The organism is uncultured Boseongicola sp. (assembly GCF_937988555.1).
In the GTDB taxonomy this organism is placed as follows: Bacteria; Pseudomonadota; Alphaproteobacteria; order Rhodobacterales; family Rhodobacteraceae; genus Boseongicola.
Genome location: NZ_CALJXO010000373.1, coordinates 13,874 through 32,933, shown reverse-complemented (window position 1 = coordinate 32,933; position 19,060 = coordinate 13,874). Strand labels below are relative to the sequence as shown.

At 56.8% G+C, this 19,060-nt stretch carries 17 protein-coding genes, 2 tRNA genes and 2 pseudogenes; 12 read left to right on the top strand and 9 right to left on the bottom strand.

Annotated features, from left to right (window positions below; all coding sequences use genetic code 11):
• Positions 1–134: 134 nt before the first annotated feature.
• The 4 genes from Q1B15_RS22165 to Q1B15_RS22150 all read right to left on the bottom strand — a co-directional run bounded on the left by Q1B15_RS22165 (position 135) and on the right by Q1B15_RS22150 (position 1,996).
• The gene (locus tag Q1B15_RS22165) at positions 135–446 is read right to left on the bottom strand and encodes a hypothetical protein (protein ID WP_299758154.1); all 312 of its coding nucleotides are present in this window, start codon (positions 444–446) and stop codon (positions 135–137) included.
• Positions 440–868: a plasmid mobilization relaxosome protein MobC gene (mobC, locus tag Q1B15_RS22160; RefSeq protein WP_299758151.1), complete on the bottom strand. Its 429-nt coding sequence runs from the start codon at positions 866–868 to the stop codon at positions 440–442. The genes Q1B15_RS22165 and mobC overlap by 7 nt, the downstream gene beginning before the upstream one ends.
• A 41-nt stretch (positions 869–909) precedes the next feature.
• On the bottom strand, positions 910–1,752 hold the full coding sequence (locus Q1B15_RS22155; protein ID WP_299758149.1) for a hypothetical protein: 843 nt from the start codon (positions 1,750–1,752) through the stop codon (positions 910–912).
• A gap of 167 nt (positions 1,753–1,919) precedes the next feature.
• Positions 1,920–1,996: transfer RNA gene (locus Q1B15_RS22150), tRNA-Arg, on the bottom strand.
• Between the two features lie 172 nt (positions 1,997–2,168).
• Here Q1B15_RS22150 and Q1B15_RS22145 point away from each other — a divergent pair.
• Positions 2,169–3,209: a LacI family DNA-binding transcriptional regulator gene (locus tag Q1B15_RS22145; protein ID WP_299758163.1), complete on the top strand. Its 1,041-nt coding sequence runs from the start codon at positions 2,169–2,171 to the stop codon at positions 3,207–3,209.
• Positions 3,210–3,526: 317 nt separating this feature from the next.
• Here the strand turns inward: Q1B15_RS22145 and ade are convergent, their stop codons facing one another.
• Entirely contained in the window at positions 3,527–5,230 is a 1,704-nt protein-coding gene (ade, locus tag Q1B15_RS22140) for an adenine deaminase (RefSeq protein ID WP_299758146.1), read from the bottom strand.
• Positions 5,231–5,709: 479 nt separating this feature from the next.
• Positions 5,710–6,084: pseudogene (locus Q1B15_RS22135) on the bottom strand (transposase); the annotation flags it as partial.
• A gap of 457 nt (positions 6,085–6,541) precedes the next feature.
• Here Q1B15_RS22135 and Q1B15_RS22130 point away from each other — a divergent pair.
• Positions 6,542–6,865: pseudogene (locus Q1B15_RS22130) on the top strand (DDE-type integrase/transposase/recombinase); the annotation flags it as partial.
• A gap of 342 nt (positions 6,866–7,207) precedes the next feature.
• Here the strand turns inward: Q1B15_RS22130 and Q1B15_RS22125 are convergent.
• Together Q1B15_RS22125 and Q1B15_RS22120 are read right to left on the bottom strand one after the other, a co-directional pair.
• Positions 7,208–8,014, bottom strand: coding sequence for a crotonase/enoyl-CoA hydratase family protein (locus Q1B15_RS22125; protein ID WP_299758144.1), 807 nt, complete (start codon positions 8,012–8,014; stop codon positions 7,208–7,210).
• Positions 8,015–8,077: 63 nt separating this feature from the next.
• Entirely contained in the window at positions 8,078–8,857 is a 780-nt protein-coding gene (locus Q1B15_RS22120; RefSeq protein ID WP_299758141.1) for an FCD domain-containing protein, read from the bottom strand.
• 81 nt (positions 8,858–8,938) lie between these two features.
• Here Q1B15_RS22120 and Q1B15_RS22115 point away from each other — a divergent pair, with 81 nt between their 5' ends.
• Genes Q1B15_RS22115 through Q1B15_RS22100 form a run of 4 tightly spaced genes read left to right on the top strand, consistent with a single transcriptional unit; the run spans position 8,939 to position 13,086 of the window.
• Positions 8,939–9,676 carry a DUF2182 domain-containing protein gene (locus Q1B15_RS22115; RefSeq protein ID WP_299758160.1) on the top strand — a complete coding sequence of 246 codons (738 nt, stop codon included), beginning with the start codon at positions 8,939–8,941 and terminating at the stop codon, positions 9,674–9,676.
• 13 nt (positions 9,677–9,689) lie between these two features.
• Entirely contained in the window at positions 9,690–10,325 is a 636-nt protein-coding gene (locus Q1B15_RS22110; protein WP_299758139.1) for a DUF1326 domain-containing protein, read from the top strand.
• Positions 10,326–10,352: 27 nt separating this feature from the next.
• On the top strand, positions 10,353–11,972 hold the full coding sequence (locus Q1B15_RS22105) for an AMP-binding protein (protein WP_299758136.1): 1,620 nt from the start codon (positions 10,353–10,355) through the stop codon (positions 11,970–11,972).
• A gap of 7 nt (positions 11,973–11,979) precedes the next feature.
• Positions 11,980–13,086, top strand: coding sequence for a dimethylsulfoniopropionate demethylase (locus tag Q1B15_RS22100; protein WP_299758133.1), 1,107 nt, complete (start codon positions 11,980–11,982; stop codon positions 13,084–13,086).
• A gap of 174 nt (positions 13,087–13,260) precedes the next feature.
• Here Q1B15_RS22100 and Q1B15_RS22095 read toward each other — a convergent pair.
• A tRNA-Lys gene (locus Q1B15_RS22095) sits at positions 13,261–13,336 on the bottom strand.
• A gap of 145 nt (positions 13,337–13,481) precedes the next feature.
• Between Q1B15_RS22095 and Q1B15_RS22090 the strand changes: the two genes are divergently transcribed.
• From Q1B15_RS22090 to Q1B15_RS22065, 6 genes are all read left to right on the top strand, one after another.
• Positions 13,482–14,048 carry a hypothetical protein gene (locus Q1B15_RS22090; protein WP_299758131.1) on the top strand — a complete coding sequence of 189 codons (567 nt, stop codon included), beginning with the start codon at positions 13,482–13,484 and terminating at the stop codon, positions 14,046–14,048.
• A gap of 39 nt (positions 14,049–14,087) precedes the next feature.
• Entirely contained in the window at positions 14,088–14,933 is an 846-nt protein-coding gene (dapF, locus tag Q1B15_RS22085) for a diaminopimelate epimerase (protein ID WP_299758129.1), read from the top strand.
• Position 14,934: 1 nt separating this feature from the next.
• A complete protein-coding gene (mtaB, locus tag Q1B15_RS22080) occupies positions 14,935–16,188 on the top strand; it encodes a tRNA (N(6)-L-threonylcarbamoyladenosine(37)-C(2))-methylthiotransferase MtaB (protein ID WP_299758127.1) in 1,254 nt (417 codons plus the stop codon).
• Positions 16,189–16,273: 85 nt separating this feature from the next.
• Positions 16,274–16,876 (top strand): glutathione S-transferase, encoded by a 603-nt coding sequence (locus tag Q1B15_RS22075; protein WP_299758157.1) that lies wholly within the window; start codon positions 16,274–16,276, stop codon positions 16,874–16,876.
• Between the two features lie 261 nt (positions 16,877–17,137).
• The gene (gene petA / locus Q1B15_RS22070) at positions 17,138–17,695 is read left to right on the top strand and encodes a ubiquinol-cytochrome c reductase iron-sulfur subunit (protein WP_299758124.1); all 558 of its coding nucleotides are present in this window, start codon (positions 17,138–17,140) and stop codon (positions 17,693–17,695) included.
• An 11-nt stretch (positions 17,696–17,706) separates the two neighbouring features.
• The gene (locus Q1B15_RS22065) at positions 17,707–19,053 is read left to right on the top strand and encodes a cytochrome b N-terminal domain-containing protein (protein WP_299758121.1); all 1,347 of its coding nucleotides are present in this window, start codon (positions 17,707–17,709) and stop codon (positions 19,051–19,053) included.
• Positions 19,054–19,060: the final 7 nt, after the last annotated feature.

The window sequence follows — 19,060 nt, the reverse complement described above, 5'->3', positions numbered from 1 at the left end:
CAGATCGAAGGGGCAAGCTACCGGCTGCGCGCCCACTCAGACCTGATCCCCGAGCACGCCCGCACAAACGCCCCCATAACACCCCCGCCCGCGCCTAAGCGACGTGGCCGCCCACCAAAAAATGGAGCCGCAAGTCACATCAACGGCTGACAACCGAAACCGCCAAAGTGGGGAATTTTACTCCGGCACTTTTGGGGAAAATTACTCCGGCGTTGACACGCGCGGTGGGTCCACTGGTGGCGGCTGGCGTCGATCAGAGCTTCGGTGCGCTCGGGACTGCCGCGCAACACCTCAGGCAAAGGCTCACGCGTGACCGTCATCGGCTGGCCGTCTGCGTCGCGGATCGGGTCGCGGTTGCCGTCATAGGCCAGCACTTTGTCCGCCACGAGGTAGCCGATCGGACCCGCGCCCGCACCTTTGCCGTTCCGGAAGAACTTGATCAGCATCGGCGTGCGGCCTCGACGATCTGTGCAAGCTGGCGTTCGATGGTCAGTAGGCGGCCGGCGACTGTGAGCGCATCAGGGTCGGTGCGGTCTGTTCGCATGGCGCGGTTCAGCCAACGAGCGATCTGGTTGAGATTGCCGCCGATGCGCCCGACGGCCAGCACCAGCGCAGGGTCAACGCGAGGGATGGGCTTGCGACGACGCGCTGCGGTCAGGCCAAGCGCTTCACGCAGGAGGGTCGCAGCGGGCAGGCCAGCAGCCTCGGCCTTGGCGCGCAACTGGGCCTTCTCTGCCGCTGTGCACCGGAAGACGAAGGTCTCGGTCAGCGGCTCTTTGGTGCGGGCACAGCCTGCGGCGATGGGGTTCGAAGGGGAGGCTTGCCGCCCCTCGCAAGGTCCCGTGTCAGCAGCGCCAGCGTATGACATGGGTCGCCTTGCTGTTTGCTATTCTGTTGGATCGGTTGCGGTCATGATCCGAGGCCTGCAGCTTGGATTTGGGCCTGCGTCACCAACTTTGAGGCAAGCAACGCCGTCACTTGCGGGGCCGTGATGTGTTTGCACATGGGGCTGCGATCACTGATCCAGCAGGCCAGCCGCGCATGGTGATCTGCGCTTGCAGCTTGGGCTTCCTCCTGCTTGACGCGGATATCCTCGATGTATCCTTGCCAGCGCCGCGACTGAAACCAGGTGTCAGAAAAGCAGACCTTGGAGCGGGTGAAGCCTGCGCTGTCGGTGGCGTAAGCTTGGACGGCCTGCAATAGGTCCTCCGGTTCAATCCCTTCCTTCATGGCCTCTTCGATCTGGGCAAGGCAGGCGGCTTTGCCGCGCAGTCGGTCGGGCGGGTACGCTGCCAAAATCTTCTCAGCTTCTAAATCCTCCGCCGCCTCGTGCTTGCGCGTAGGTGGTTTATGGATGGTTTTAGGATGGTTTGGGGGCCGTGGTGGCCCCGGTACCCCGGCCACAGTGGCCCCCGTACCGGGGCCAGTCTGAACGGGGGCCACTGTGGACCCCGTCTCAATTTCGGGTTCAAGCGTCGGCTCCAGCGCCTCGACCATGGTCAGATCGATCCGGCAAACGACGGTGAAGCCGTTCTTACAGGTGCGCGCACCTGTCTCAACTAGGACGCCTTCCTTCAAGAACTCGCGCACGGTTCGCTTGACTGTTGTCTCGCCCAGCTCGGTATGCCGCTGAATCGTACCCTTTGAACACCAGATGCCTGAACCGTCATCGCTCGCTTTGTCGGCCAAGAACATGATGATCTGCTTGCGTGTTGCGCTGCCGAACTTCCGTTCCGCGCATGTGTTTGCCACCCGCCAGCTCATTGGAAGGCCTCAGGATGCGCAAAGACATGCAGATTTTGTACACGTTTTGTACGAGATTTCCGCCATTTCAGCAGAATTCGGTCCGCATTCCTTCGGGAGTTTCCGCAAGCTCGGACACAAAGCCCAGTAAATAAGCCATATTTTAAAGGTGTTTTTGGTGACCCCGATTGGATTCGAACCAATAACCTGCCCCTTAGGAGGGGGCTGCTCTATCCAGTTGAGCCACGGGGCCACGTCCCCTTCTCCCGATTCCAACGTTGCACTTCAAGTCCCTTGTCGCTGAAATGGCCGCGTGACAAATCACGCCAGATCAGAGAGTTTAGCGATAGAAACGCAATGTCGATCGCTGTGCGCCGGCGCAGGTACCGTGAGTTAAATCCATGACAGACAAGAAAATTATTCCCATGTCAGATGAGATTGAAATCCCACCTAGACGCCCCCTGACGCTCCGCGATGTCTCTGAAGCCTCAGGCGTCAGCGAAATGACCGTAAGCCGCGTCTTGCGCAATCGTGGAGATGTATCTTCGGCCACGCGCGAGAAGGTTCTGAAAGCCGCGAAAACATTAGGGTATGTGCCCAACAAGATCGCGGGGGCCTTGGCCTCAAGCCGTGTAAACCTTGTCGCCGTGATCATCCCAAGCCTGTCCAACATGGTGTTTCCTGAAGTAATGACAGGCATTTCCGAGGTGCTCGACGACACGCCCCTTCAGCCTGTTGTTGGCGTCACTAACTATATGCCGGAAAAAGAAGAAGAAGTGCTGTTTGAAATGCTGTCTTGGCGGCCTTCGGGCGTCATTATCGCGGGACTTGAACACTCCGATGCGTCGCGGGCCATGTTGCGCGCGGCCGGTGTGCCGGTCGTCGAAATCATGGATGTCGACGGCGAGCCGATCGACGCGGTAGTCGGGATCAGTCACCGACGCGCGGGACGGGAAATGGCCCGCGCCATTGTAAAATCCGGCTACGAAAATATCGGCTTCCTAGGCACGAAGATGCCCCTCGATCACCGCGCGCGTAAGCGGTTTGAGGGGTTTACCGAAGCGCTTGCCAAAGAGGGCATCGAGGTGATGGATCAGGAGTTCTATTCTGGTGGGTCAGGGCTAGCGAAGGGCCGGGAAATGACCGAAACCATCCTTAAACGCTCGGAAAAACTCGACTTTCTTTACTATTCAAATGACATGATCGGAGCAGGCGGTCTTTTGTATTGTCTCGATCACGGCATTGATGTTCCCGGCAGTATTGGCCTTGCGGGGTTCAATGGAGTCGAGCTATTGGATGGCCTGCCGCGTAAGCTCGCGACGATGGACGCAGGGCGTATAGAAATCGGTCGCGAGGCGGCGCGGATCATTGCTGGCCGCAGCGATGGGACGATAACCGAACGCGGACAACGGGTCGAGCTTACACCCAAGCTTGAGCCTGGAGAAACACTGCGCCGCTATCGCTAGAACGCTAAAAGCGTCCGCAATTTCCCAAAGGCACCCCGCTTTGCATTAGGCGACTGGAAAGACAAAAGCGTCTGGCCGCTCCTGTACCAGACGCATCATTGGAATGTTCTCCGTTATTGTGCAGGAGGGCAATTGATGTTGATGGTTCGCACCGATTGCCATCCCATGGACAAGCTATCGCGATCGAGGACCTGATCCATAACCAGGTGTGGCACGCAAGAACTCCCCGAATAAGAGGCCGTGACGCTTGATGCGGAGCCCCAGGGAAACCTCTGCGTAATCTTGGTTAAAAAAAGTTCGCAAGCACGGATACAAAATCAAGAAATGATTTCGAACTTGTTCACGTCGACCATGCCTCGATCCGTAATTTTTAGCGCCGGAATCACGGGCAGAGCAAGAAACGCAAGCTGCAAGAACGGCTCTTCCAAGATCACACCCAGCGTTTTGGCAGCATCGCGAAGCGCACCCAATTGATCTTGCACACTCTCGAAAGGGTCCAAACTCATCAAACCAGCAACCGGAAGTGCAAGTTCGGCAAGAACCACGCCATCTTGCACAACTACGAAACCGCCTTCCAACGCGCTCAATCTGTTCGAAGCCAGTGCCATATCGGCGTAGTCAACGCCGACGCAGGCGATATTGTGGTGATCGTGGCACACTGTAGATGCAATGGCGCCGGATTTCATTCCAAACCCGCGGACAAAACCCGTAGCAATATTGCCATTTTTTCCGTGCCGTTCGATGACGGCTATGCGCACAAGATCGCGTTTCGGATCGGGACGTTTGTCCCCATCGGTGATCGCAATGGTTTCAGTCAGATGCTCGGTCAAGATCTTACCTTCCAAGATGCCGATGACATCCGTCTGTTCACGATTACCCGAAGCTCGAAAATCTGCGGGTGCGACAGTGGGTGCCTTCACGGAGTTACGTCCGACAATTGGCACCGTGTCACGCTCGCCGAATGCTTCGGCATTTGCGAGGCGCCCGGCACAAAAGACCATCGTCGCGCGACAGCTTTCCAGACTGTCCAGAACAACAATGTCAGCGCGCAACCCCGGCGCAATCAAACCTCTGTCCTTCAACCCGAAGGCCTCGGCGGCCGACAGACTTGCAGCGCGATAGGCCGCAAGCGCAGGAGTGCCCAGCGCTATCAACGTGCGGATCATGTAGTCGAGATGGCCATGCTCTGCGATATCAAGCGGGTTTCGATCATCGGTACAAAGGCACATATAGGGCGCAGTGCGTTCCGTCAGAAGCGGTTGAAGCGCATGAAGGTCCTTGGATACCGACCCTTCGCGGATCAGAACCCGCATTCCCTTTTGCAACTTCTCTTTCGCTTCCGCCGCGCTTGTAGCCTCGTGCTCGGTTCGAATGCCCGCCGCCACGTAGGCGTTCAGATCTCGTCCGGATAACAACGGGCAATGGCCGTCGATGTGACCGCCCTCGAACAAGCGGAGCTTATCCATTGCCACCGGATCCCGATGGATTACGCCCGGGTAATTCATAAATTCAGCGAGCCCAATACCCGATGCATGACCGCGAAGAGCCGCGATATCCTCCGCATCAAGCCGCGCGCCAGCAGTCTCCATTTCAGTTGACGGGACACACGACGATAATTGCACACGTACATCCATCAACGTGTGCTCAGATGCGGTTTGGAAATACCGAATACCCTCCGAGCCAATCACATTCGCAATCTCGTGGGGGTCGCAAATGGCAGTTGTAACACCTCGGGGCGTCACGCAGCGGTCAAACTCAAGGGGGGTGATCAGCGAGCTTTCGATGTGGAGATGCGTATCGATAAAGCCGGGGACAAGAACCCGACCGCTCACATCAATTTCATGCGTTCCGTCGTACTGCGCCCCGGTCCCCACAATTGTCTCACCCGCAATTGCCACGTCTCCAGTCAGCATTTCACCAGTGACCAAATCGAACACCTGCCCACCTTTCAGAACCAGATCAGCGGGCAGGTCACCCCGCCCCATTGCGATACGCGTTTCCAGATCTCGGTGCTCAGTCATCAAAAAATGCCCCCTTTAAACCTGTGCTTCAAATTGGATGTAACATAGGCAATCCGACGACAGTTCATATAGTGGATTAAACGACGCGCTGCCTATTGCCTTCCAACCAAACTATCTCGGCAATTTTCTCAAGCTTTCGCGCCAATGGCTTGGATTTGCGCCAAATCATGCCAATAGAGCGGGAAGGACATTGAAGGCATACGCAGCGAACGGCAGCTTCGAGCCTATTCTGTTCTCTAATCTGTCAACATGCTATCCCGCTTTGCGGGCTGTTTGGCGTCTGAGGTTGCCTTGGTTCTCTTCGAGCGCGCTGGCTCATGATGGGGTTGGCTGGGTGTGGAGTGGCAATGTTGAAACCGCGATCAGTTGGTTGTTTGACTGTCGCTACACAATAGCCGCCATGTTCCACGCTCTCCCTCGGGCGTCGTCCCGCATGGGAACTGTGATGTAGGAATCCTCTGTTGTTGTTCAGTTTCTGGTCATGCGGTCTGGAAGTCAGTCTGATCGCGCATCATCGCATGCAGGATGATCGCGAGCCGCCTTGCCAGCGCGACCCGCGCCTTTCTCATAGTTGAGCGTCGGCCGATGGCGAGAGCCCATGACTTGAGCTTCAGCGGCGCTGCATATCGCGTGAGCATCACATTTGCGGCTTCATAAAGCAGCGTTCGGACCCGCACGTCCCCGCGTTTTGAGATGCTGCCGCTGTAATCCACCTCGCCGGACTGGTGGCGTTTGGGGACCAGCCTGAGATAGGGTCCAACATCTCGCGAGCGCTTAAAACGCGCCGGATCATCGATGGCCGCTGCAAACGCCAATGCGGTTATCGGGCCGACGCCCGGCACTGTCATGAGGCGGGTGCAGATCGCGGTGGATGGGACGTGAGCTGAACGGCATCGTCAACTTATCGGCTCTTGCCGAAAAGGAGCCCCGCACCCCTGGTCAAGCGGCCTTCACCTCACACGTGATGTCGTCCCAAATGCTGTGAGCATCTGAGCGAGAGTGTCGATAGGCAGGGGCGGATAGTTTGTGGCGACGAGGGCGAAATACGGTTTGGACTTGATCGTGGGCAGACAAAGAGAGCTGTGCTTGGCCGGGCAAATTGAAGTAGGCCATGATCTTTTCTCGGCGCCGCGTCGTTCGATGCGAGCCTTCAGATCTGTTGTTTAAGCCCTTATGCCTGCGGTGGTCGATGCCGGGCGCGAGGCTTTTCAAAGCCGCACGTTAGCTGCCGAGCTTGTCGGTGATCACACCGCGCGGCCACCTGTATTGCTTGAATAGCTTGCGCAAAAAAGCGTTTCGCTGCGCGAGTGTTTCGGCGAGCCGAGGGTCGTGATCACCGACAAGTTGCGCAGCTATTTCAAGCCGATCAAAACAGTGGCGTCGGACGCTGACCACCGCGCCCACAAGGGATTGAATAACCCCATCGAAGGATCACACAGGCCTCCCCGCAAGCGCGAGAAGGTATTCGGCCGGTTCAAGTCACATCGGCAGGCTCAGAGATTTCTGTCCGCTCACGATCAGATCAACCTGATTTTCCGTCCCCGCCGATTTCAACTCACCGCAAACTCATACCGCCACGCCCGAGCTGACGCGTTCAGCCTCTGGGCAGAATACACCATCGAGATGGTGGCGTAATTTACAGACCAGCAACACCCTACGACATGCGGCCAACAACTTGGCAATGCCCTTGAATGAAGCTCGCACCGGCATGATCGTGATTTGACAATAATGCGTGGCTAAGATGTGCGATCTGTTGCTCTGTCGGGGCTTTGGCAGAAAACTCTGTATCGCGCTCGGTTAGGCGCCGTATCACTTCTCTTGCAAGACTCTCAACAGTTCCCCCGGGAGGCTGCGATTTTCGGTCAATCAATGTTGACTTTCTTCGCATCCACAGAATCGGTCATTGTGTTGCAGTTGGCCCGCCTGATGGGCGCGTCCGCTCCTTCAAGATGCCAGCATTTTCGGCTTTTAAAGCAATCAAGCCTTGGGTCGCACCCGTGCAGCCGTCTTGTCGGCGAAGGCTGCAAGGCGAGCACGCGATTCGGGCTGCGTGTTCACGACACCGGCCAAAACAGCTTCGGCATAGGCGGCGTCAAAGGCCGACATATTTTGCATATGACTCACAGCAGAACAAATTGCGAAGTTCGACAAAGGCAAATTTTCAGCTGCCTTTCTCGCGAGTTCTAAAGCGACATCATGACTTGATCCCGCGACGAGATACTGCGCGAAGCCAAGGTTTATAGCCTCTTGCCCGCGGTAGACCCGCCCGGTGAGCATCATGTCAATTGTCCGTGCTTTTCCTACCAAGTCGGTCACCCGGATCGTGGCGCCACCCCCGGTGAACAATCCCCTCTGTCCTTCGGGAAGAGCAACATAGGCGGTTTCATCCATCACACGAACATGTGCCGCACTTGCAAGTTCCAGACCACCGCCAACAACCGCGCCTTGCAGCGCAGCAATAATTGGCACGCCGCCGTATTCCATCTTATTGAAGGCTTCATGCCACCGCATGCAGACATGCATGAAATCAGCAGGGCTCCGGTCAGCATTGTGGTGCTCAATCAGATCGAGACCGGCACAAAAATGATCCCCGGCGCCAGCCAAAACCACGGCCCGCACACCTGCGCGCGGCGCTCGTGAGAAGAATTGAATAAGTTCTTCAATAGTATCGATATCCAAAGCATTGCGCTTTGCCGGACGGTTCAACGTTACTGTACAAACGCCCTCGTCTTGCACAGAGACAGCCAGATTTTTGAAGTCGGAAGGATCAATCTCAAGAGCCATGTCGTTCTAACCTTGTGCTAGGAGCGAAGTCACCACGTCACAGATGTCTGCACAGCAACGCATTCAGCTCCTATTTCGACTGACATGCGAGGTGTCCGCGCGCGCTTTGTCTTCGTGTGCCAAAACTTTTGCATCCATTACTGAGTGCGCCAGCCGTTTCGTAACGCCTTCAAGTCGCTCAAGGATGGTCATGGCAAGCTCGGCATCGCGATCCTTTAGGGCAACCAAAATATCGGTGTGGATCTGAACGATCTCCGCTCGGGACCGCGCTGTAAAGGTGATCATATTCATCAAAGGTTGCATGGCCTCGATGGAGCCGGAAAGCTGGTAAGACAAAACAGGGTTTTGAGCGCCATCGACCAATGCACGATGAAACGCAACGTCGGAAGCACAGAACGCCTCGTCGGTCAGATCGGGGTCGCCTTGACGGGCGATTTCATTGCGCATGATCGCCAGTTGCTCAGGTTTGCGGCGCGCTGCGGTCATCGGCGCACAGGCGCGCTCCAGCGCGAACCGGGCCTCGCACGCCGTGTCAAAGCTGATGTCGTTCATGCTGAGAAGAAGTGTGGACGTCGTGACCAACTGCTCCCTTGCATCTGCGTAAGACAAATGCCGCACAAAAGCACCTCCGAACGCACCACGCTGAGTTCGGATCAATGATTGTGCCGCCAAACGCTTTAAGGCTTCGCGGATTGTTGGTCGCGAAACATCAAACTGATCTGCAAGCTCCGCTTCAGAGGGAAGGCGCTCATCGACGATAAGTGCGCCAGAGATAATGGCGTCACGAATGGCCGTCGCGATCTGGGCTGATAGGCCTGCGCTGCTGTCAGGATCGATTTTCATTTGTCAGACATTTAAAAGTCTGACATTTAATTTGCAACCGCTGACTCGGAGACGGCTTTGTTCGCAGATCGCATTCGATCCATGATTGGGACGCATTGGTTAATGCTCTTTGGCGCAATCCTAGCGTCTTGGGCCACGCTGTACACTATGGCGATCCCGCCCGAACTTCGCGAGGCGTCGCGGCTGTTCGGTGCCGAGTTTTGGATTGCGCTTTGCACCATCACGCCCGACCTTGCAGGCTATGGCCGGGTCGCACTGATGTGGCTATTGATGTCCACCGCCATGATGTTACCAACCGTGCTTCCTGCCTTCGCCGCCTACGACGACCTGAAGCAGACATCTGCTGAGACAAGCTTTTATGGGCTCGCATCGGGCTTCATCGTTGTTTGGGCTGGCTTTGCCTTTATTGCGGCAGGTCTACAAATGGCGCTCTTCCACTTTGATCTGGTCAGTGGCTTTGGCGACAGTCGTTCCATTTGGCTGTCGGTCGCTCTTTTAGCAATCGCCGGCGGTTACCAATTTTCCGAATTGAAAGAAGCTTGCCTCAGCAAGTGCCGCGCACCCCTGACATTCTTTATGCAGTACTGGGGCGAAAGCCCCCTAAAAATGGGCCTTCGCCTTGGTGCGACCTGCCTTGGATGCTGCTGGGCACTGATGCTCCTGGCCTTTGTCGGGGGCGTGATGAGCCTCGCCTTTATGGGCCTCGCAACACTGATAATGACACTTGAAAAGCTGCCCGACATCGGGCGCTGGATGAGCCGGCCTCTCGGTTTCGCCCTTCTGGGCGCCTCCGGAGTTATGGCTGTCTCAGGATTCTAAAGGGAGAGAGCGAATGGCATTGGATGGCGAAGTCGGAACCGTCCCCTGGACGCTAAAGGGTGAATTGATCCTGAACTGCAACTGCACGGTCTTTTGCCCCTGCGTTGTCTCCCTTGGCCAACACCCCCCCACCGAAGGCCACTGCCAGACATGGGGTGGTATCCGGATTGACGAAGGCCAATACGGAGATGTCGACATCGCCGGGCTGAACGTCGGTCTCATGATCGAAATCCCCGAACGTATGGCTCGTGGCAACTGGAAGGTTGCGCTTTTTATCGATGATCGCGCCAGCGACGAAGCCTATGAAGCGATCGTGACGATCATGTCTGGCAAAGCGCGCGGCACGACCGGTCTCTTCAATGTGCTGGTGTCGGAACTGCTTGGCCACGAACGCCAACCGATCACCTACGAAAACGAAGGTAAAACACGCCGGATTGTTGTTGGAAAACGGATCAAGGGCGAAATCATTCCTGTTGCGGGCAAAGATCCCGAGAACGACCTCGTGATCACCAACACTCAGTACTGGATGGGCGCGGACATCACGGTCGCAACGGCAAATCAGGGACGTTTGCGCGCCTTTGGGCGTGTTTGGGACTTCGAAGGGCGCTCTGCAGAAATCTGCCAGATCGACTGGCACGGACCAAAGTAGGCGTCTGTTCGAGGAGGAGGAGACGTCATGCAAGCCCACTACAATAAAGGGACGGCGAATAGGGCGAACTACGTGCCACTTTCGCCTATCTCAAATCTGAACCGCGCCGCAGCTGTCCACGGCCCACGCCCGGCAGTCGTCTACGGCGATGTGCGTTATGATTGGCGCACCTTCGCCGAGCGTGTCCACGCCGTCGCAGGAGGCTTGCAGGCGCGCGGGCTTGGCAAGGGCGACACCGTTTCCGTCATCTGCCCCAACATCCCCGAACTGTTTGAACTGAGCTTTGCAGTTCCAATGATCGGCGCTGTCCTGAACACAATCAATACAAGGCTTGAAGCCGAAACCATTGCATATATTTTCGGCCACGCGGAAACCAAACTAGTCATTGCTGACAGCACTCTCGGCAATCTTGTCCACGCAGCATTCGATTTTCTCGGCGAAACACTGCCGCTGGTCACAATCCGCGATGCGCAAGGGCCAGATGCAGGGACTGTTGGCGAGTCTGACTACGACCGGCTTCTCGAAAGCCCTGCTTTCAGTGGGAACGGTCTGCCAGATGATGAATGGCAGGCCATCGCACTGAATTATACGTCCGGCACGTCTGGTCGGCCCAAAGGTGTCGTCTACCACCACCGTGGTGCGGCGCTTATGGCGATGGGCACGGTAAACGCATGGCAAGTGCCGCACTACGCGTCGTATCTTTCAATCGTCCCAATGTTTCACTGCAACGGCTGGTGCCACCCTTGGATGCTACCGCTTGTCGGTGGGAAAATGGTGTTCACGCGGGACCCGGTCCCCCAGCGCATCTTTGAAGCCATCCAAGCCGAAACCATAACGCATTTTGGCGCGGCACCCATCGTTTTGCAAATGCTCGCCGAGAGCCCGCACGGGCCGACAGAGCCCTACAAACCGCGTATTCGTGTTATGACCGCCGGGGCGCCGCCTCCCCCGGCCATTCTTGAGAAGACCGGCGCGATGGGTCTCGATGTCATGCAAGTCTATGGCTTGACCGAAACCTACGGTCACATCTCCCAATGTCTCTGGCAGGAAGACTGGGATAGCCTGGAACCTTCTGAACAGGCGGAACTTCAAGCCCATCAGGGCATTGCCTTTCCGATGGTTGAGAATGTCGCCGTGATAGATCGCGAAACCGGCCGTCCGGTGCCGATGGACGGCGAAAGCCAAGGCGAAGTCGCGATCCGTGCCAACACGGTTATGAAGGGCTACTACAAAGACGACGAGGCCAGCGCAGAGGCGTTTGTCGACGGCTGGTTCTGGTCCGGAGACGCAGCAGTTGTCCACAAAAACGGCTACATGCAGATCCGTGACCGGTTGAAGGATGTGATCATTTCAGGCGGCGAGAATATCTCATCGGTTGAAGTAGAGGCTGTCCTCTACCGGCACCCTGATGTGCAAGCTGCAGCCGTCGTCGCCAAACCTGATGCAAAGTGGGGCGAAGTCCCTTGTGCCTATGTCGAACTTCGCGACGGGACCGACCCAAGCGGCGACGACATCATCACATTCTGTCGTGGCCACCTCGCTGGCTTCAAAACACCAAAATCCGTGGTCTTTGGAGAACTCCCCAAAACCGCGACCGGCAAAATAAAGAAATTCGAATTGCGCCAACTGGCCCGCGCAGAAGGATAGCACCTCAATGGCTCTCATCGCTCCCTCGCGGCGGCTCCGCCGTACACCGTTCTCTGATGGTGTCGAAGCCGCCGGTGTCGGTGCTTACACCGTCTATAACCACATGCTTCTTCCCGCTTTCTTTGAAAGCCTGGACGCCGACTACCACCACTTGAAAAAATACGTTCAGGTCTGGGATGTCGCCTGCGAGCGCCAAGTGGAGCTCCGCGGCCCCGACGCTACACGGCTGATGCAAACGCTCACACCGCGCGACCTGCGTGGTATGCTTCCTGGGCAGTGTCTCTACGTGCCGATTGTCGACGAAACCGGCGGCATGTTAAACGATCCTGTCGCTGTCAAAATCAGCGAAGATCGGTACTGGATCTCAATTGCGGACTCTGACCTGCTTCTCTGGGTCAAAGGCATCGCCAACGCCTATCGCTTTGAAGTGCTTGTCGATGAACCCGATATCAGCCCTCTGGCCATCCAAGGGCCAAAAGCAGACGAGCTTGCAGCCCGCGTCTTTGGCGAAGACATCCGAAATCTCCGCTTCTTCCGCTTCGGTATCTTCACTTTTGAAGGACAGGACGTGATCATTGCGCGCTCCGGGTATTCAAAACAGGGCGGGTTTGAGATCTACGTGGAGGGCGCAGAATGGGGCATGCCAATCTGGAACGCCTTGTTTGAAGCGGGAAAAGACCTCAACGTCCGCGCCGGTTGCCCCAATACCGCCGAACGGATTGAAGGCGGTCTTTTGAGCTATGGCAACGACATGACCCGTGACAACACACCTCACGAATGCGGTCTCGGCAAATTTTGCAACACCCAAACCGCTATCGGCTGTATGGGCCGCGACGCGTTGCTGCGCGTGGCCAAAGATGGACCTATCCGCCAAATTCGCCCGATAGAAATCAAAGGCCGAGCACCGGCTTGCGACCGTGTGTGGCCGATTATGGCGAAAGGGCAAAAAGTCGGTCAAATCACATCAACCGCTTGGTCTCCGGATTTCGACTGTACCGTCGCGATCGGCATGGTCCGCATGACCCACTGGGATCCCGGAACGACACTGTCCATCGAAACGCCCGAGGGAAGCCTCGAAGGGATCGTCAAAGACGATTTCTGGCACAATGCTTAGGCGGCTGGACTGGACTGACCCACACTAACGCGATCAATTGTGCAGATCACGCTCTGGGCCGCAGATCATAGAAAGCCAACGCTTACACGCCACACAGACCTCAGGCGTGTAAGCGAGATCACCAAAAAACGACGCGTACGCCATTGGCAAATCACGAAAAATACTTAGATTCAGTGGTGAGCCGTGCAGGATTCGAACCTGCGACCCACTGATTAAAAGTCAGTTGCTCTACCAACTGAGCTAACGGCCCACTCGGCCGCCGGACGTAAACGGCACACGGGTGAGCGTCAAGGGCAAATAGACCACGATCTTACCCAAAGCGACGGCGCGACGCCTTGACACAAACCCCGTCAAGCAGACACCTTCACACCCGACCCCCGTCAGATAGGAAAATCATGCGTAAGTTCTACCTTGCCACAGCCATGTTTCTTGGACTCGCGGCATGCGGGGCCTCGCCGAACGGGCTTCTTGTCAGCCCCGGCGCTGAAGCGGTTGGTGGTAATCTTTTTGTCGAAACCCTAGAAAATGGCGACCAAATCCTTGTGCTGGACGGCGAAGTTACACCGGACACGTCCTATGTCTTCCAATCGCTTGCCGAGTACACTGAAATCGACGGCCTGGTCATTGCGCAGAGCCCTGGTGGCGACTTGCTGGCCGCACATCAGATTGGCCGAACGATTGCAGCCAAAAAAATCAATACTGCCGTTCTGTTCAGCTGCATCTCGGCATGCGTCGATATCTTCATCGCAGGGCACGAACGCTCGATCGCTGCAGAAGCCGAACTTGGGCTCCATTCTGCCGAGGACCTCGAATTCGGGCTCTCTGTCGACCGGCCGTACTGGAAAAGCTTTGGGTTTGAGGCCGTCAACGAGGCCGCCTACAAGGTTCCGTTCAACGACATCTGGATCGTCTCATCAGAGCGCGCGAAAGAGTTGCGCCTCGCCACCGAAATAATACGGTAATCCCTTCCACACCTTTGCAGATCGGCAAAGCGGGCGTATATGCGCGCAATGACCTCCGAGACTCAGCCCTCCGGCCTGCCGTTCATGAAGATGCACGGGCTTGGCAACGACTTCGTCGTGATTGACCGCCGCTCCGGAGGGCCAGAGGTTACGGCTGCAATCGCGCGAGCAATCGGGAACCGCCACACAGGCGTCGGGTTCGACCAGTTAGCGGTGATCGAAAACAGCGCTCAGGCGGCCGCAAAACTCACTTTTTTCAATGCGGACGGCTCGCTGTCTTCGGCTTGCGGAAACGCCACCCGGTGCATTGCACGCCACATCATGGAAGAGACAAACGTCTCGTCCCTGACGCTGCAGACCGAGCGCGGCCTGTTGCCCTGCGAGGACGTCGGAAAAGGTCTCACTCGCGTTAACATGGGCCTGCCTCTCACGGACTGGCAGTCAATCCCGCTCGCCCACCAGGCCGATACACTCCACCTCCCGATTGACGGTGACCCGGTTGCAACCGGCATGGGCAATCCCCATTGCACATTCTTTGTTGCCGATGCCGACACCGTTGACCTCGAAGGGCGCGGTGCCAAAATCGAACATCATCCTCTCTACCCCGAACGTACCAACGTCCAGTTTGTCAGCTTGATCGGACCCGACCACCTGCGCATGCGTGTCTGGGAACGTGGCGTCGGCGTGACTCTCGCGTCTGGGTCGTCTTCCTGCGCCGTCGTCGTCGCGGCGGTTCGACGTGGCCTCACCGGTCGTCAGGTGAAAATCGACCTCGACGGGGGGGCAATCAGCATTGATATGTGCGACGATGGCGTTTGGATGACCGGCCCAACTGCGCATGTATTTTCGGGTTTCCTGACCCAAGATTTCTTGGAAGAGGCCTAAGATGGACCGCAAAGTCCCGATCTTTGCCACGCTCGGCTGCCGGCTGAACGCCTACGAATCTGAGGCGATGCGCGAAATGGTCGACGCCGCCGGTCTCTCTGACGCGGTGATCGTCAACACCTGTGCCGTGACCGCAGAAGCCGTGCGCAAAAGCCAGAAAGAGATCCGCCGTCTTCGCCGCGATAACCCGACCGCGAAATTGATCGTGACGGGATGCGCCGCACAGACCGAGCCGGAACGCTTTGCCAATATGGCGGAAGTCGATCTGGTGCTTGGCAATACCGAAAAAATGGCCCCTGATACCTGGAAACGCGCCGCCGACTTCATTGGCGAGACTGAACGGGTTCAGGTCGACGACATTATGTCCGTCACCGAAACCGCAGGGCATCTGATTGACGGCTTCGGTCGCCATCGCGCCTACGTGCAGGTTCAAAACGGCTGTGACCACCGCTGCACCTTTTGCATCATCCCCTTTGGTCGCGGAAACTCCCGCTCAGTTCCCGCCGGTGTCGTGGTTGATCAAATCAAGCGCCTTGTAGACCGTGGTTTCAACGAAGTTGTGCTAACGGGCGTCGATCTGACCAGTTGGGGTGCCGATCTTCCCGCAACACCAAAACTTGGTGATCTGGTCCGTCGCATACTGAAGTTGGTCCCTGATCTTTCGCGCCTTCGCATCTCTTCGATTGATTCCATCGAAGTCGATCCGGCCCTCATGGAAGCCATCGCAACCGAGCCGCGCCTGATGCCCCATTTGCACCTATCGCTTCAGTCCGGCGATGACATGATCCTGAAACGCATGAAGCGCCGGCACCTTCGCGATGACGCCATCGCGTTTTGCACCGAAGCGAAAAGCCTTCGTCCCGAAATGACCTTCGGCGCGGACATCATCGCGGGCTTCCCCACGGAAACCGACGCTATGTTTGAAAACTCGCTCAAACTGGTTGCAGACTGCGATCTGACATGGCTCCACGTCTTTCCCTATTCGATCCGCCCTGGCACACCCGCTGCCCGGATGCCGCAAGTGGATGGTCGGATAATTAAAGATCGCGCCGCCCGCCTGCGTGCGGCAGGCAGCGTTGCTGCTCAAAAGCATCTCTGCGCTCAAATAGGGAAAACTCTCAAAATCCTGGTTGAAACACCTGACGTTGGCCGCACCGAGCAATTCGCCGAAGTCCGCTTTGCAGAGCCGCGCCCCGAAGGCACGCTCACGGTTGAGCACATCCAGGGGGTGGACCATGACGCACTCGTTGCTTGATGATCGCAGGCCCTGCTGCCAGGATTATGCGTCAATCCCCATGGTCAAATCAGATCATGAAGACAAAGGAACGAACCTGATGGCCATGACGCTTTTCCACAGCACGACCTCTCCCTATGTGCGCAAAGTCGACGTACTTTTGCGCGAGAGCGGCCTTTTGGATCAGGTCACCTTCATTCCCGGCAGCGGAACGCCGCTTGCTCCCAATGACGACACCATTACGGCCAACCCGCTTGGCAAAATCCCGGCCCTGCTCAGGGACGATGGACCTGCGATTTATGACAGCCGCGTTATCTGCCGCTACCTCGACGAAATGGCTGGTGGAGGTTTCTACCCGGAATCGCGCCTCTTTGAGGTTCTGACACTTGAAGCGACAGCCGAGGGTATACTCGATGCCGCACTCCTGATGGTCTACGAAGGCCGCTTGCGCCCTGCAGAAAAACGCTTTGACGATTGGGTGGAAGGCCAGTGGCTCAAGATCGACCGGGCGCTGAGCGTGCTCGAGGACCGCTGGATGAGCCACCTTCACGGGACGCTGACAATGGGCCAAATTTCCGTGGGCTGTGCGCTGGGCTATCTCGATTTGCGGCATAACGGACGCAACTGGCGCGAAAACCGTTCATCTTTGGCCGCTTGGTATGAAGGTTTTGCGAAGCGCGAAGCAATGCAGGCGACAGTCCCCGTGTAACCAAACTCTCTTCAGACACCTAAAGGGGATTACGCTGGATGCATTGAATGGGACGCTGATCGCCCAAAATGCGATAGACAGGCGTGATTTGGTGCAAAACGTGCCAAATCTTTGCAGAGATTTGCCTTTCTTTAACGAAGGTGCGGTCGATTGTCCGCTGGACGACTACAAATCATAGCGCTAGATAGCCCCATCAGGCAGGCGGATTCTGTCCGCCCGGATGTTTTGGGCATAAACGCCCCGAAATAAATGGAGAAACTCGTGTCGCACGCAGATGATCACGAAGGCACACGCCGGGACTTTCTTTACTACGCCACAGGTGGCGCAGGTGTTGTCGCAGTCGGTGCCGCTGTTTGGCCCCTGGTCAACCAAATGAACCCGTCAGCAGACGTTCAGGCCCTATCGTCAGTTCGCGTTGATGTAGCCGGGCTCGAGCCCGGCTCGCAGATGACCGTCAAATGGCTCGGAAAGCCGGTGTTCATTCGCCGCCGCACCGAAGAAGAAATAGCGGCGGCACGCGCAGTTGACGTCTCTGATCTTCCCGATCCGATTGCCCGTAATAACAACCTTGGCGAAGTGCCCGCCACGGATGAAAACCGCGCCCTTGACGAAAGCGGTGAATGGCTCGTTCAAATTGGCGTCTGCACCCATCTCGGCTGCGTGCCACTGGGCGACGCTGGCGACTTTGGTGGCTGGTTCTGCCCGTGCCACGGCTCACACTACGACACGTCCGGACGCATCCGTCGCGGCCCAGCGCCTGAGAACCTTTTGGTTCCTACGGCAGAGTTTGCAGACGAAACAACAATCGTCCTCGGATAAAGGAGAGAAAGATGGCCGGAATTCCTCACGACCACTACGAACCGAATTCGAAGGGCGAAAAGTGGCTTCACCGCCGTCTGCCAGTTGTTGGTTTACTTTATGATACATTAATGATTCCCACACCCAAAAACCTGAATTGGATGTGGATTTGGGGTATCGTGCTGACGTTCTGTCTTGCGATGCAAATCGTGACCGGCATCGCTCTTGCCATGCACTACACGCCGCATGTCGACATGGCTTTCGCCAGCGTCGAACATATCATGCGCAACGTGAACGGCGGTCACATGCTGCGCTACCTGCATATGAACGGCGGATCGCTGTTCTTTATTGCAGTCTATGCTCACATTTTCCGTGGTCTCTACTACGGTTCTTACAAAGAGCCGCGCGAAGTCACATGGATCATCGGCATCCTGATCTTCGTACTGATGATGGGCACAGCGTTCATGGGCTACGTGCTTCCATGGGGTCAGATGTCCTTCTGGGGCGCCACGGTGATCACCGGCCTGTTCGGCGCGATCCCCTTGGTGGGTGATGCGATCCTGACGTGGCTGCAAGGTGGTCCGGCGGTTGATAATGCCACGCTGAACCGCTTCTTCTCGCTGCACTATCTGCTACCATTCCTTATTGTTGGCCTTGTGGTTGTGCATATCTGGGCCTTCCACACCACGGGCAACAACAACCCGACCGGCGTTGAAGTGCGTCGCACCTCAAAAGAGGACGCAGAGAAAGACACGGTCCCGTTCTGGCCCTACTTTGTGATCAAGGACCTTTTCGCATTGGCGGTCATCCTTGCGATCTTCTTTGCAATTGTCGGTTTCATGCCAAACTATCTCGGCCACCCCGATAACTACATCGAAGCCAATCCGCTGGTGACGCCGACCCACATTGTGCCCGAATGGTACTTCCTGCCGTTTTACGCAATCTTGCGCGCCTTCACCGGTGACGTCTGGGTCGTGATCATTGCGAACTGGGTGACAGGTGGCATTGTCGACGCCAAGTTCTTCGGTGTGATCGCTATGTTCGGCGCAATTATCGTCATGGCGCTTGCTCCCTGGCTCGACACATCCTCCGTTCGGTCCGGCAAATATCGTCCGATGTTCAAATGGTGGTTCTGGCTTCTTGTTGCGGATTTCTTCTTTCTGATGTGGCTTGGCGCCATGCCAGCAGAAGAGCCATATGCGTCGTTGTCACTGATCGCGTCGGCATATTGGTTCGGCTACTTCCTGGTGATCCTGCCGCTCCTTGGTGTCATCGAGAAACCGTTGCCGCAGCCTGAGACCATCGAAGCCGATTTCGAGGCCCACAAAGCCAAGGCAAACGGCGGCACAGGCGCAGCCGAAGCCACTCCGGCGGAATGAAAGGAAC